The sequence below is a fragment of the Phormidium sp. FACHB-592 genome, assembly GCF_014695795.1.
Taxonomy (GTDB): domain Bacteria; phylum Cyanobacteriota; class Cyanobacteriia; order Leptolyngbyales; family Leptolyngbyaceae; genus Stenomitos.
Genome location: NZ_JACJOZ010000069.1, coordinates 1 through 14,282, shown reverse-complemented (window position 1 = coordinate 14,282; position 14,282 = coordinate 1). Strand labels below are relative to the sequence as shown.

At 46.7% G+C, this 14,282-nt stretch carries 6 protein-coding genes; 2 read left to right on the top strand and 4 right to left on the bottom strand.

The features are described 5' to 3' along the window. Nucleotides 1-4: 4 nt before the first annotated feature. A complete protein-coding gene (locus H6F86_RS17595; protein ID WP_190450031.1) occupies nt 5-6,031 on the bottom strand; it encodes a hybrid sensor histidine kinase/response regulator in 6,027 nt (2,008 codons plus the stop codon). A 756-nt stretch (nt 6,032-6,787) separates the two neighbouring features. On the opposite strand from H6F86_RS17595, the gene glgX reads away from it, so the two are divergent. Both glgX and H6F86_RS17585 read left to right on the top strand, forming a co-directional pair. Beyond that, the gene (glgX, locus tag H6F86_RS17590; RefSeq protein ID WP_190450030.1) at nt 6,788-8,917 is read left to right on the top strand and encodes a glycogen debranching protein GlgX; all 2,130 of its coding nucleotides are present in this window, start codon (nt 6,788-6,790) and stop codon (nt 8,915-8,917) included. A 386-nt stretch (nt 8,918-9,303) separates the two neighbouring features. Beyond that, on the top strand, nt 9,304-9,474 hold the full coding sequence (locus H6F86_RS17585; protein ID WP_190450029.1) for a hypothetical protein: 171 nt from the start codon (nt 9,304-9,306) through the stop codon (nt 9,472-9,474). 64 nt (nt 9,475-9,538) lie between these two features. Here H6F86_RS17585 and H6F86_RS17580 read toward each other — a convergent pair whose 3' ends face one another. The 3 genes from H6F86_RS17580 to H6F86_RS17570 form a co-directional block, all read right to left on the bottom strand. Then, nucleotides 9,539-12,526 carry a PAS domain-containing protein gene (locus tag H6F86_RS17580; protein WP_190450028.1) on the bottom strand — a complete coding sequence of 996 codons (2,988 nt, stop codon included), beginning with the start codon at nt 12,524-12,526 and terminating at the stop codon, nt 9,539-9,541. Then, nucleotides 12,523-12,822 carry a helix-turn-helix transcriptional regulator gene (locus H6F86_RS17575; protein WP_347240593.1) on the bottom strand — a complete coding sequence of 100 codons (300 nt, stop codon included), beginning with the start codon at nt 12,820-12,822 and terminating at the stop codon, nt 12,523-12,525. Before H6F86_RS17575 ends, H6F86_RS17580 begins: the two co-directional genes overlap by 4 nt. Nucleotides 12,823-13,415: 593 nt before the next feature. Further along, nucleotides 13,416-14,282: GspE/PulE family protein (locus tag H6F86_RS17570; protein ID WP_190450027.1), on the bottom strand; the 867-nt coding region annotated here is incomplete at its 5' end.

The window sequence follows — 14,282 nt, the reverse complement described above, 5'->3', positions numbered from 1 at the left end:
CCTCTCAAACTTGCTTCAAAAACTCTAAAATTTGCCGTCCCTTAAATTCTTTGGCAAGCTGCCGCAAGTGGCTGGCAAAAGGGCTCCACTGCTGGTTCGACGCCTCTAATTGGGTTGCTCGTTTGGCGATCGCTCGTAAGTCTCCTCGCATAGCTAAATCTAGAAAGATAGCAATCTCTTCTGCGGGTGGAATAGCGAATTCAGAGGGAGCAGAGGAAAAACTCACTGAATCATTTTCCGTTTTAGCTCCCGCTTTTTGGGGTTCCCTAGATTCGCTCTCATACTCGTAAACCCATTCTAGTTTTAGATGGTCTTGCAACTTCTGAAGCAGCTCGTCTTCCCGAATCGGTTTCGGTAGAAAATCGTTGCAGCCCACTTTAAGGCTCTGTTGCTGATCGAATTCAAAGACACTAGCCGAGATTGCGATCACGACTACATCTTTTAGGGCTGGCATTGTTCTAAGCCGACGAGTTGCCTCAAACCCATCTATGTTTGGCATTACTAAATCAATTAAGATGGCATCCGGTTGAAATGTTTGTGCCTTCTTCAGTCCGTCTTCACCATCTACAGCGTCTAGCACGTCAAACCCGATCGGCTCTAAGAGATTGACAAGGATAGAGCGATTAGTTGGTTTGTCGTCCACGATGAGAACTTTTCGCTTGTCGCCTTTGATTCCAGTAATTGTACGTTTTAAGACATTTGCAACATCGGTTGAAGGGAGTACGCGTAGGTCTAAATCAAACCAGAAGGTGCTCCCTGTGCCCAGGACACTCTTGACCTGAAGCCGTCCTCCCATCATCTCAAGCAGTTGACGACTGATAGCTAATCCTAAGCCTGTGCCTTCCGTCTTACGGTTATTTTCGCCAACCTGGTGAAACGGCTGAAAAATTTCATCAAGTTGGTCAGAAGCAACACCAACGCCTGAGTCTTCAACTTCAAAGCGAAGCTTTTGTTCGTGATAGCCCACCTTAAAGACGATCGCTCCCTTTTCGGTGAACTTGATGGCATTGCCAAGCAGGTTCAGCAAGACCTGACGTAAGCGTTGGTCATCAGCTTGAATCACTTTGGGCAAAGGCGATAGCGTTTGATAAATTAATGGAATGCCCTTTTGTTCAGCTTTGATTTTGCAGATTTCTATAATGCTTTGTAAGAATTCATCCAAATGAACCTCTCTCGGATACAATTCCATCTTCCGAGCTTCAACTTTAGCCAGATCTAAAACATCATTAATCAGCGTTAGCAGATGTTCTCCGCACTGATGAATGATCGCAATACGATTCTTTTGCTGTTCAGACAACGCTCGGTCTTTTCGACAAATTTGGGTATATCCTAAAATGCCATTGAGCGGGGTACGAAGTTCATGGCTCATGTTTGCCAAAAATTCGCTCTTAGCTCGATTTGCAGCTTGAGCGATTTCTTCAGCCCGCTGGCGATCGCGCACCTCTTGCTGTAGTTGTATTGTCCGTTCTTCTACTTTCGCTTCCAGGGTTTTACTATAATCCTCTAACTGTTCATGCGATCGTTTCAAATTAGTATTGGCATCTTCCAAGTCAGTGTACAAACGAGCATTCTCAATGGAGATAGCAGCTTGTGATGATAAAAGCTGTAAAATTTCGACGCGCTCTGACGTGAAAGCACCGGCCGTCAAATTGTTTTCTAGATAAAGAATGCCAATGAGTTTGCCTTGATGAACGATCGGCGTACACAAAACAGACTTTGGCTGATGATTAAGAATATAGCCATCTGTTGTAAAAATCCCCTCACAGGTCGCGTCGTTCAGAACCACATTCTCTTGAGTCTGTCGTACATAGTTGATGATTGAAAGCGGTAGCTGACCCATTTCTGAAGCAAGCGATTGTTGAACGGTTATATCACCTTGATCAACACGTCCGGTTGCTTCGATCAGGAGTTTTCCAACCTTTTCTAGAATTAAGACCCCTGTTTCTGCACCTGCATTCTCAAGCAAAATCTGCATTAAGGTTGTCAGCAACTTGTCTAAAACAATTTCACCTGAAAGAGCTTGAGCTGCCTTCATCACAGTGGCTAAATCCAGGTTGTGATCCGTTTCAGGGTGAGTAGTCGTTCTTTGAGGACTTGTTGTTGCTGTGCCGCTCTTAACTGAAGTTCTAGCTAGAAGTTGAGGATATTTTTCTTCTAAATGCTCAACTTTAGCTTGGGCACCCCAAACCTGATATGCGTGGTATGCCTTCTGTAGATAGAGTTGACCGATCGCGTCTCTACCCCATCTCAGATAAAATTTAGCAGCAAGCTCATAAGCAAGTGCTTCTTCATTCAAATATTCGTTTTCTTTAGCTAAAGCAATGGCTTCATCATACAGTTCCGCAGCTTTAACTTTTTCGTCGAGTACGCGATGGCGTTCTGCTTCTACAAGGTAAAGTTTATGCAAATAATTCATTGGGGCATGGCGCGCCCATTTCTGCATCTTTTCTTGATTTGCGTTTACTCTATCAAGAAAGTTTTTTTGCTCTGTCTCTGGCATATTAAAATATACCGCTAGCTTAGTTAGAGAATCGTAGAAATGGAAGAGCGGAACATGCGGTGTGGCAACAACGGCATCTAAATAATTCTCTGTTATCGCAGCATTTTCAATCGCCTCTGAGTAACTTTCAAACCAATAACACAGTAAAAGTTTATTTAAGTAGATGTAGGCGATTGCTGCTTTATCGGCTGCTTGCTCATGAATTGGCAGTCTTATCTGCTCATCGCAGGCTTCACCTTGAAGACGGCAAGGATTTTCACTTTTTCCAAGCAAATTCAAAGTAGCTTGCCAATAAATTTCGTGATAATTCAGTGCTGTTTTTTGGTTAATTTTATCAATAGCATCTCTATTAATTGCCATCTCCTTTTCTAGACCTGTCAGTTCTTTACCGCTGTAGTAAGCGAAGTAGGAGTACACCAACAGACCAAACGCACCAAACTCTAAATCTCCCGTTTCCATACCGCTAGAGTAGGCTGACATCAAAGACGCTAGAGTTTGTCTCAGATGCTCTTTCCAGGGTCGGATAAAGATGTTGACTATAACAATTGTTTTGGTTTTAATATCCTGAACATTTAATGTTGACAGCAGATTCAATGCTAATTGACCAAATTGATAGCCTGAATCAATGTCTCCTACCACTCCACAAAGCAAAAGACCATAGTTGGCATAAGCGATCGGGGAAACAGAAGCATTTCCATATTGGACTGATAAATTAACTTGTTTGCATACCGTCAATGGCAACAGTGCAGGAGCCGCAATATAGGCGGGAGCAAAGATCCTGGCTAGGAGTTTGATAGTAGCTAGCTGGTAGGGATCACTCATTTGAGGCAGATCAATTAAAGCCTCAATTCGCTTGCTATGGACTATTGCCGCTGTTTCAGAGAGTGCTTGCTCTACATCAAAAAGTGCAGGATTTTCGGGAAAATCTACCCCTAACAATTTTAAGGTTTGTTGTGCTATGTTAACGGCTTCTAGCAGTTTGTTCTGCAATACACACGCTTGAATCTGAATTTCGTGTACTTTTACTTTGTCTAATAGGTTTTTAGCGCACTGTTGTACGACATCAACGAATTTTGGAATCGCTTCAAAATCACCGCTCAAATAGGCTGACTCAGTGGCTTCAGTATGAAGTGCCAATGCCAAGTCGTACCGATCAGTCCAGCTATCGTCTGCTAACAATCCTATCCCTACCCGCAGATATGCTGTTGCCACAGCATAAGCTATGGCAGCTTTTGCTTTCTGCCCAGCCATTAAGTTTAGTTGAGCGATCGCCGTTCGTTCTGCTTTGTCTGTAATTCGCCTGATTCCTAAATTGAGGTGATCAACGATCTCAAATAACTTTTCTGATAACGTCTCTGGTGATGTGTTTTGCCACAGCAATCGACCTACTTGTAAATGAGTAGCCTGCTTAGAACTGTCATCAATTAATGCGTATGCTGCCTGTTGCACACGATCGTGGAGAAACCTCAATTCCAAGTCTACTAAATGCGGATCGGTCAAAACTGCTGGTGCAAGTGTTAACTCAGAGGTTGGAAAGATTAAATCTTCTTCAATTGCTGACCAAAGATCTTGATATGTCTCGGTTGGCGATCGCTTATAAATGATTGAAAGCGTCTGCAAGTCAAAGATATTTCCCACACACGCTGCTAACTGTAAGAGACGCTGAGTTGATTCAGGTACTTTTCGTAACTTCTGAATCATCAGTTCAACAACATTATCTGTAATATCAAGCGCTTCAATTTGGTCCATAGACCATTGCCAGCAAGCCTTCACTTGATTTGGTAGAGGCTTAAAAGTCAACAAGTTTTCCTGATACAGCGTTCTGAGAAATTGATTTACAAAAAAGGGATTGCCTGATGTTTTGCGGTTAACTAATTCGGCTAAGGGCTGGGCAGCCATTGCATCAGTGTGAAGCGTATTAGCAACGAGATTGCTAATATCCACAATCGCCAAGGGAGCCAAGGTAATTTCATGCATGACAACGGCTTTAGACCGAAGAGCGTTTAATGCCATGATCAAAGGATGACTCAGGCTAACTTCATTATCTCGATAGGCTCCAATCAAAAACAAATAGCCCGCTTCTGTATTGGTCAGGATCACCTCCAGCAACCTCAGCGTAGCGGAATCAGCCCATTGCAAATCGTCGAGAAACAAGACTAAAGGATGCTCTGGTGAGCAGAAGACACGAATAAAATTTTGGAAAATGAGGTTAAATCGATTTTGTGCTTCAGTGGGTGCCAAGTTTAAAGGGGCAGGTTGTTTACCAACGATTAGTTCTACTTCTGCAACCACATCAATAATGACTTGAGCATTGCTACCAAGAGCAGTCAAAAGATCGGTGCGCCATTGCGTCAGTTGAATTTCGCTTTCAGTCAAGAGCTGTTTCACTAATGATTGAAAAGCCATAATCATGGCAGAGTAAGGAACATTTCGTTGAAATTGGTCAAATTTACCAGAGATGAAGTAGCCTCTTGCTCCAACAATGGGTTTGTGGATTTCATGGACTAGCGACGATTTACCAATACCAGAGTAGCCCTTCACCAACATGACTTCCGTAGTGCCAGCACTGACGCGATCGAAGGTTTCCATCAACAACCCAACTTCGTGATCGCGCCCATATAACTTCTCTGGAATCGAAAACTGGCTAAATAAATCGAACTCTCCCACCTCAAAATGAGAAACCGCACCCGAGGTTTGCAGCATCTCTAGACAAATCTCTAAGTCAGCCTTCAGCCCTAGGGCACTTTGATAGCGGTCTTCCGCCGTCTTAGCCAGTAGCTTCAGGACAATGTTAGATACAGGCTCTGGAATATCCGCATGGACAAGGTGGGGCGGAATTGGTGCTTTAGCAATGTGGCAGTGAATAATCTCTAAGACATCAGCAGCGGCAAATGGCAGCTGCCCAGTTAACATCTCGTAAAACGTAACACCCAGAGAATAAAAATCTGTGCGGTAGTCGATCGAGCGGTTCATTCTCCCAGTCTGCTCGGGAGACATATAGGAAAGCGTTCCCTCAAGGGCATTGACATGACTAATCGTTGAGTTTTCTCTCGACAGACGTGTAGAAATACCAAAATCAATCAGTCTGACTTCACCCGTTTTTTCGTTAATAAGGATGTTATGAGATTTAATATCTTTGTGAATAATAGTTTGCTGATGAAGCTGCGCCAAAATTGAGGCTAGACGAATTGCAATTTGTAAAAAATTGTTTAAGGTAAACCGTTTTTCTGCAATCACTTTTGCCAACGATTCCCCATCAAAATCAGACAAGATCAGAGCTAGCCCGTTACCATCACTTTCTAACGCTAAAGGCTTGACAACTTCTTCGATTTCTAGGTCTTGTAGAATTTGGTACTCGCGTCTTAAGCGATTCAGTTGCTCAATTGTTGGATACTCGGCTTTCAGCGTTTTTATAATGACAGACGTTTCTCCTAACTCGCTTTCAGACACTGTCTTTGCCCGATAAACGCAAGTGGTGGCTCCTTCATGAAGGACATCGAGCAATTTATAGCCCGCGATCGTAGTACTCATTATTTTTTTGCCTAGGTAGTACGCTTAGATAGAAAAAGTCTGGTTTCGGGAGCTTTATTGTGTAAAAACTTTAGGAATAGGACCATTCTTTAAGAAAGAGGATCAGGTAGGTAGCCCAGATCAGATTATCGATGCAGCGTAAATTACTTGCCTTAACAGTGAGATGTTCGCGCTATCAATATCTACAAATCAATTATATGCACCTACTTACTTATGCTTGTATCTAAGTAAATGGTCGACGTTCATCACGCTCATTACAGAGACGGTAATCTGATAGGCTTTTGAGCTTAACCAATTTATTAGTATACGCTTATCCTTATACCTACGATAGATGACGCGCTTTTGAATCAGTGCGGCAGCAATATTACTTCACTTCTTAACATTTAAGAAGTAGGCTCATTGTATGATTTACAGCAGTTCTTAGATGAATTAGCGACAGTGAGCGAACCAGTCGAGGCGATTAATAGCGGGAAAGCATTTGTTAATAATCTTGGTTAAAGCTTGCTCTAAGACTTCACTTGTTGGAGTTTTAGCCAAACGCAAGAGGAGCAAGGGCGGCAAATGAATTTGCTCTGGCTTGAGATAGATAGGCAAAAGAAATAAGGCTCGCTAAAGTCTAATGTAAAGCTTTTGGGCTTACCATTTTCGTCCGAAGTCGCCACCGCATCACGTTACCGTTGAGCAGCGCTGTCTGTTTAACGACTTAGTGTGCTATCAACTCCACTAAAGCTCCACCTTTCTACTGGTATAACTATCATGTATCTTCCCCTTTGGCCTGGCAGTGTTTATCCTCTGGGTGCATATTGGAACGGCAAAGGCACTAACTTCGCGCTTTTTTCGGAGTACGCTACGGGTGTAGAACTCTGTTTGTTCGATCGTGACGATCGAGAAACACGGATCGCCTTCACAGAAGTGAGTAACTTTGTTTGGCACGGCTATCTACCGGGCGTTGGACCAGGACAGCGCTATGGCTTTCGGGTTCACGGACCTTATGAACCAGAGAAAGGGTTTCGTTTTAACCCAAATAAGCTCTTGATTGACCCTTATGGCAAAGCCATTGATGGGGATGTGCTTCCTGATGCAGCGCTCTCAGGCTACAACTGGGAAGATCCGGCAGAAGATCTATCGTTCTCGGACAGTGATAGTGCTCCTTTTGTGCCGAAATCGGTTGTGGTGGATCAAACGTTTGATTGGGAAGGCGATACGCTACTGCGAACTCCCTGGCACGAAACCATTATTTATGAGACGCACGTTAAAGGCTTCACCAAAAACCATCCAGAGATTCCAGCGGCATGGCGTGGCACCTATGCTGGGCTAGGGCATACAGCAGCCATTCAGCACCTACAGCGACTTGGCATTACCGCTGTGGAACTGATGCCCATCCATCATTTCCTTGCCAACCCAGGTCATCTTGCTGATAAAGGGTTGAGAAACTACTGGGGCTACGATTCAATCAACTATTTTTCACCTTATGCAGGCTACAGCGCCAGCGGTACTTTAGGGCAACAAGTCGTTGAGTTCAAGGCGATGGTAAAAGCACTCCATCGGGCTGGCATCGAAGTGATTCTGGATGTTGTTTATAACCATACTGGTGAAGGTAATCATCTGGGACCGACTCTTTCCTTACGCGGTATTGATAACTGCAACTATTACCGACTGATGGAAGGTAATGAGCGCTACTACATGGACTTTACAGGCTGTGGCAATTCTCTGTATGTGCGTCATCCACAAGTGCTAAAGCTTATTACTGACAGTTTGCGTTACTGGGTCACGGAGATGCATGTGGATGGCTTCCGCTTTGACCTAGCATCTGCTCTTGCACGTGAGCTTTACGAAGTTAACAGCTTGGCGGCATTCTTTGATATCATTCACCAAGATCCAGTGCTAGCAGATGTGAAGTTGATTGCGGAACCGTGGGATGTCGGTGATGGTGGCTATCAGGTAGGCAACTTTCCAGTACTGTGGTCGGAGTGGAATGGGAAGTATCGTGACACAGTGCGCGACTTTTGGCGCGGGGAGGATGAAACATTAGGCGAATTTGCTTACCGTCTCACTGGTAGCCCTGATTTGTACTTTCAGCAAAACGGACGGCGACCGAACGCCAGCATCAACTTTATTACGGCGCATGATGGTTTCACGCTAAATGATGTCGTGAGCTACAACGAGAAACACAATGAGGCGAATGGTGAAGATAATCGCGACGGTGAAAGTCATAACCGTTCGTGGAATTGTGGCGTTGAGGGTGAGACTGATGATCCAGATGTTTTGCAGTTGCGAGAGCGCCAGCGGCGTAACTTTCTGACAACGCTGATGCTGTCGCAGGGCATTCCGATGCTGTTAGGCGGTGATGAGATGGGACGCACTCAGCAAGGAAATAACAATGGCTATTGTCAGGATAGTGAACTTTCCTGGTTTAACTGGGAGCTAGTAAAAGAAAATGCAGAGCTGCTAGATTTTTGCCGTGAACTCATCTATTTCCGGCGACGGCATCCTGTTTTTCGACGGCGGAAGTGGTTTCAGGGGCAGGCTATTCGTGGGGTACCTGATATTGGTTGGTATAACCCCGATGGTACAGAGATGATGCCAGAGCAGTGGGATGTGGGCTACACGAAATCAATTGCACTTTTTCTCAATGGCAATATGATTCCGAGTCCGGGTCCACAAGGTCAAAAGATTAGCGATGATAGTTTTTTGCTGTTCTTTAATGCACATTGGGAAACGATCGAGTTTGTTTTACCCAACGGCTTTGCCAACCAAAAGTGGAAGATGATAATTGATACAAAAGAGTCGCGCTTTATCCAGGATGAACGAGTCTTTACAGGTGAACAAGTGTTACCTGTAGCGGGACGCTCCATTGTGGTGCTTATGGTGCTAAAGCCGCTATAAGCGATAGCACTGTTGACCATTGCCAGCGGTCAGCAATCAGCTTTGATGGCTACAGCAGTGGGTGTAATACCAAATCAAATTGTAAGGGGTACAGATCCTTTACCCTCATCCCAGCCCCTCTCCTGGAGGAGAAGGGTGCTAAAGGCAAAGTCCCTCTCTCCTTGGAAGAGGAATTGAGGGTGGATCGATTGGTCTGTAACGTCTTTTGGATTTGGTATTATGCCCCCGTAGGCGATCGTCTGAAGGCGCTGCAAGCAGGATTTCAAACCCATATCACTATCCATCTAAATGGGAGGGCTATGAGGCAATCAACCGATAGGACGACGTAAGGCTAAGAAGGAAAATGTGATCATATTTTCAAAGCAAGATATTAAGGGAGCAGTACAGTGACCACTACAAACCGAGAACGGGCTGAGATGCTCTTGAAGGCGTACGATGACTATTTAGCAGGCAAGCCAGCGCGTCGAGTGGGACAACCTTCATGTCCTTCTGAAGCTTCGGCAGTCCCTTTCCGTGTGCGCTCGCTGCTCTGGCTGTTGCCCATGTTTCAGGCTTAAGCCATGGGTCTGACCTTTCTACCCAGCTTTACGTTCCACTACGCCTCAAACCCAACATTACCGCTCACCTGCCTGCATCCTCACTCTGATTTGGTTTAAGCAGGCTGATAATTGTGCTTACGAAGCGTTCTGGGTCTAGCGGCTTCGTCAAGTGTCTTTGAAAGCCAGCTTGCATAGCTCGTTTTTGGTCAACATCGGTAGCATAGGCAGTAAGAGCGATCGCGGGTACTGTACCGCCCTGAGTAGGTGGACGTAAGCGAAGCCGCTGCATCAATTGGTAGCCATCCATGTCTGGCATACCCACATCGCTGATAACTACAGCCGGTGTAAAGTGCTCCAATGCTTGCAAAGCAGCGAAACCAGAGTCAACCGCTGTGACTGTTGCCCCCTGTTGTTCCAGCAGAAAAGCTTCAAATTTACGGGTGTCTGTATCATCATCCACCAGCAAAATGTGAACGTTGTCTAAGAGTCGTGCCGAGGCTGATTGAAGGTTGGTGACCGCAGCCATAAGCGGTGTTGTCTGTGGCAGAGTTGGTAGCTGTACAGTAAAGATGGCACCTTGCTGCTCACCCGGACTCTCTGCTGTAACGGTGCCGCCATGTAGCGTTACAATTTGCCGCACGATCGCCAACCCCAGACCCAAACCTCCAAAGCTGCGAGTGGTGGAACCATCTTCCTGCCGAAAATACTCAAACACATAGGGAAGGAAGGGAGCCTTGATGCCAATGCCTGTATCGATTACTCGAATCTGAGCTAATTGCTCCACTTGCCGCAGTTCAACTGTCACTTGTCCGCCATTGGGCGTGAATTTGACAGCATTGGTCAGCAGGTTCCAGACCACTTGCTGCAAGCGACTCGCATCACCAGAGACAAAAGAGACGGCTGCATCGAGGTCAAGTACGATCGCAACCTGCTTAGCATCTGCCGCCAAGCGCACGGTTTCGGCTGCCGCAGAAATGATCAATGCCAAACTAACTGGAGTTGCTGTCAAGGTCATTTTGCCCTGCATAATGCGGGAAATGTCGAGCAAATCTTCAATCAGTTGTGATTGCAGTTTGGCATTGCGTTCGATCGTGGCTAAGGCATCCCTTTGACGAGCCGGATCGAGGTTGCCAGTGCGTAACAACCGCGCCCAGCCCAAGATAGGGTTGAGGGGCGATCTCAACTCGTGGGACAGCACCGCCAGAAATTCATCTTTGATCCGATTGGCATTTTCGGCGGCTTCGCGTGCAATTTGCTCTTGTTGTAAGAGCTGTTCTCGTTCAGCCTGGGCGCGTCTAAACTCTTCAATGTCTGTGCTCGTGCCAAACCACTGCACGATTTGTCCTTGTTCGTTCTGAATAGCGATCGCTCGTGACAGAAACCAACGATAGGTCTGAGCCGTTCTGTGTTTCAAGCGAAATTCCGCTTGGTAGAGTGTCCCTGTTGCCAGCGCTGTCTGCCACAGAGCACTCGTGCCCTCAAAGTCATCGGGATGAATCACTTGAGTGGCATAGTGAATGTCTTGAGTCTGCTCTAGGGTTAGCCCGGTGTAAGTTGTCCATTGCTGGTTCACATATTGCGTGTTGCCTTGAGCATCGGTGATCCAAACCTGTTGTGGCATCGCATCTGCGAGTTGGCGAAACTCCGCTTCCCGTTGCAAAATAGTGGCTTCTGCCTGCTTGCGATCAGTAATATCGACGACCATGCCCAATAATCGATTGGGCGTGCCGTCAGAGTCACAGTAAATACTGCTGCGAACCCAAATCCAATGGATACTCTGATTCGGGTGAAGGATTCGACATTCAAAGTTCCAATTGGTACTAGCGGAGAGGGTTTCTTGAAACTTTTCATTCACACTAGCGCGATCGTCCGGATGCACATGGGCTAAAAAGATTTCGTAGCTCCATTCCGGCAGCAGCGATGCATAACCAAAGATTTGATCGTGTCCCAGCGAGCGGTGCGCTGTGTAAGGTTCCGTTGTCAGGTCGAGATCCCACTCGCCAATTTGGGAGGCATCCAACATGAACCGTAGTCGGATTTCACTTTCCCGCAACGCTTCTTCTGCCTGTTTGCGATCGTGGATATCTACTGCCGTTGCGTAAAGCACTTGTGCTTCTAGGTGTGGCTGCGCTCTCCAGAGCAACCAGCGGTAGGAGCCGTCTTTGTGTCGATAGCGGTTTTCAAAGGCAAACGTTTCGGAGCCAGACAGCACGTTGACGCTTTCCGCAACAGAGACAAGAATGTCGTCTGGATGAAGAAAATCAGTCCAGGGGCGGGATGTCATTTCCTCAGGTGTCCAGCCGAGAATATGCTCAAAAGCTGGGCTGACCCAGTGGAAATACCCGTGGCTGCTCATGATTATTTGCAAATCTGACCCAACGGCAAGAAAGCGATCGCGTTCCTGCTCCACTTTTTGGCGTTCGGCTTCAATGTGCTTCGCCTCAGTAATGTTGGTAAACAAAGCGGCAAACTGATGACTTTGCGGCTCACCAAGGCAAAAGGCGTGGACATTAAACCAGCGGTTGCTAGTGATCGCTTGCTGCTCAAAGCGAGCGGGTTCCCTGGTTCGCACAACTCTGCCATAGATCTCAAACCAGTAGGCTTCGTGATCGGGCACCAACTCCCGTATCGTTTTACCGATCACTTGCTCCAGTCCTGTTAACCGTTCAAACGCCGCATTCACTTTGAGAAAGCGATAATCAGTCGGTTCACCGTGCTCATCAAACAGCAGTTCGCAGAGGCAGAACCCTTCATCAAGGGACTCCAACACCATGCAGTATTTTGCTTCCGATTCGCGCCACTCGACTACCGCACGGGTAGGTTCAACGGGTGCTGCTGGGTTACTGTTGCAGGGTAGCTGGGGCTCGGTTTTTAATTGTGTTTTCTCTGGCTGCTGGGCTTGATCAAGCTCTGTCAACAGTATCTGCACACCCGCTTTTAAGCCCTCTGTCCACGTTTCGACAGCACCTAACGGTGTTTGTGACCAATCGTGCGATCGTAGAAATGCACCTAACTTACCACCACCGACAAAGCAATCTTCAGGCAGTTCCATATGTTCCTCTACACTCATGCTTTGAGCGTCCTTGAGAAACAGTATTTGCCTCGGCTTGCCTGACTACGTTCCCGTAAAGTCGCCTCAGGTGACGCAGCCAACTGGTTAAGCAAGATCTCAATTTGTCTCGAGGCTAATAGAGAAGGAGTAGCATGACCGTTTTCCCAACGATTGATAGTGGGAAAGCTAACTCCCAGTAGCGCGACAAACTTCTCTTGGGTTAGCGGCAAGGTTTGCCGCAGTGCTCGAATAAGCTGACCAATGGCTGGCTGTTCCACCCCTAAATAGTCCTGATGAAACGCCACAGCACTCACGATTTATAAAGTTCATTACTTTATAAGTCTTAGTGAGTTCGGAGGCAAGGTCAATCCATCATCCGAGAGAAGCTCTATAGCAAAAGGATAGAGGATAAAGGATGAAGAGAAGTTCTTGCTCAAAGGAAGTTGCAAGGTTGATGTCTGTCCTAACATTCTCTTCGACTGCTATGGCGATCGGGATGAGGACGCGCTGCTGGAGTGGCCCTGTGTGCAGAGGCTTTGACTAAATAGGTCGCCCTAATTAAACGTAGGATGTGTTAGGCGTAGCCGTAACGCATCAAATCCTTGAGCAGCATGGGTGACGCGATTGCTTTTCTAGAATGCCGGAACGGCTTTACCCATCCTACGAAAAGCCCTGTTTACTTATGACCATTTATTTAGTTTTTGTAGAGCAATAGGTTTAGCAAGCTTTTGTAGAGCAACTTTGAGTGCTTGTCGCTAACGCACTTGCTCTTTTGTTGCCAAATTAGCCTTACAGTGTGCTTGCAAGGAACGTTGTCATACATTCACCAGCAGCACCCGATGCTACTTACCCCCCTTGCTCTCTCGTCTCTTGTCTGTAGCCAAGCAAGTCAAGCAGATCAGAGTGCCTATCGCTCTAAGGCAGTCTTACGGCTTAAAGCACTGTGGGGCAGTACCCGTTTAACCTCTTCGACAGTGGTGACGCCAGTGGTCACTTTTTCGGTCGCCGCCACCCGAAAGGAAGCAAAGCGGCTCTTGCTAAGATAACGGTTAAGCTGCGTCAGCGAACCTTCGTAAATGATTTGGCGCACAGTGTCATCAACATGGAGTAGCTCAATCACCGCTTCTCGCCCTAAGTAACCAGAGTTAAAGCAATGAGAACAACCCCTGCCACGTCGCCAAGCGTGTGTACTAGCTTCCTCGCGCTTTAAACCCAGAACGTTTAGCTCGGCATCCGTTGGCACATGAGCCTCAGCACAATGAGGACACACCCGCCGCACTAAGCGTTGAGCCACGACCCCTAAGAGTGCATCGCTGATGAGCCCCGGATCAGGTCCAATATCTTTAAGACGGGGAATCGCTCCAACGGCATCGTTAGTATGTAAGGTGGTCAAAACTAGATGACCGGTTAAGGCGGCACGAATGCCCGTTTCGGCAGTTTCGCTATCCCGGATTTCGCCTAGCATCACAATGTCGGGGTCTTGACGAAGAATCGCCCGTAACCCACTGGCAAAGGTCATGCCTGCTGCCTCATTGACCTGGGTTTGAGTAATACCTGAAAGAACATACTCCACCGGATCTTCGACCGTAACAATGTTGACGGATTCAGTCGAGATGGCTAACAAGCTGGTGTAGAGGGTGCTGGTTTTGCCAGAACCAGTCGGTCCCGTAAAGATCACCATGCCCTGCGGCTGTTCTAACCAGCTTTTGTAGATAGGCAGCGTCTCTTGAGAAAAGCCCAAGTCATCGATCGTGTTGAACGTGTTTTGCTGACG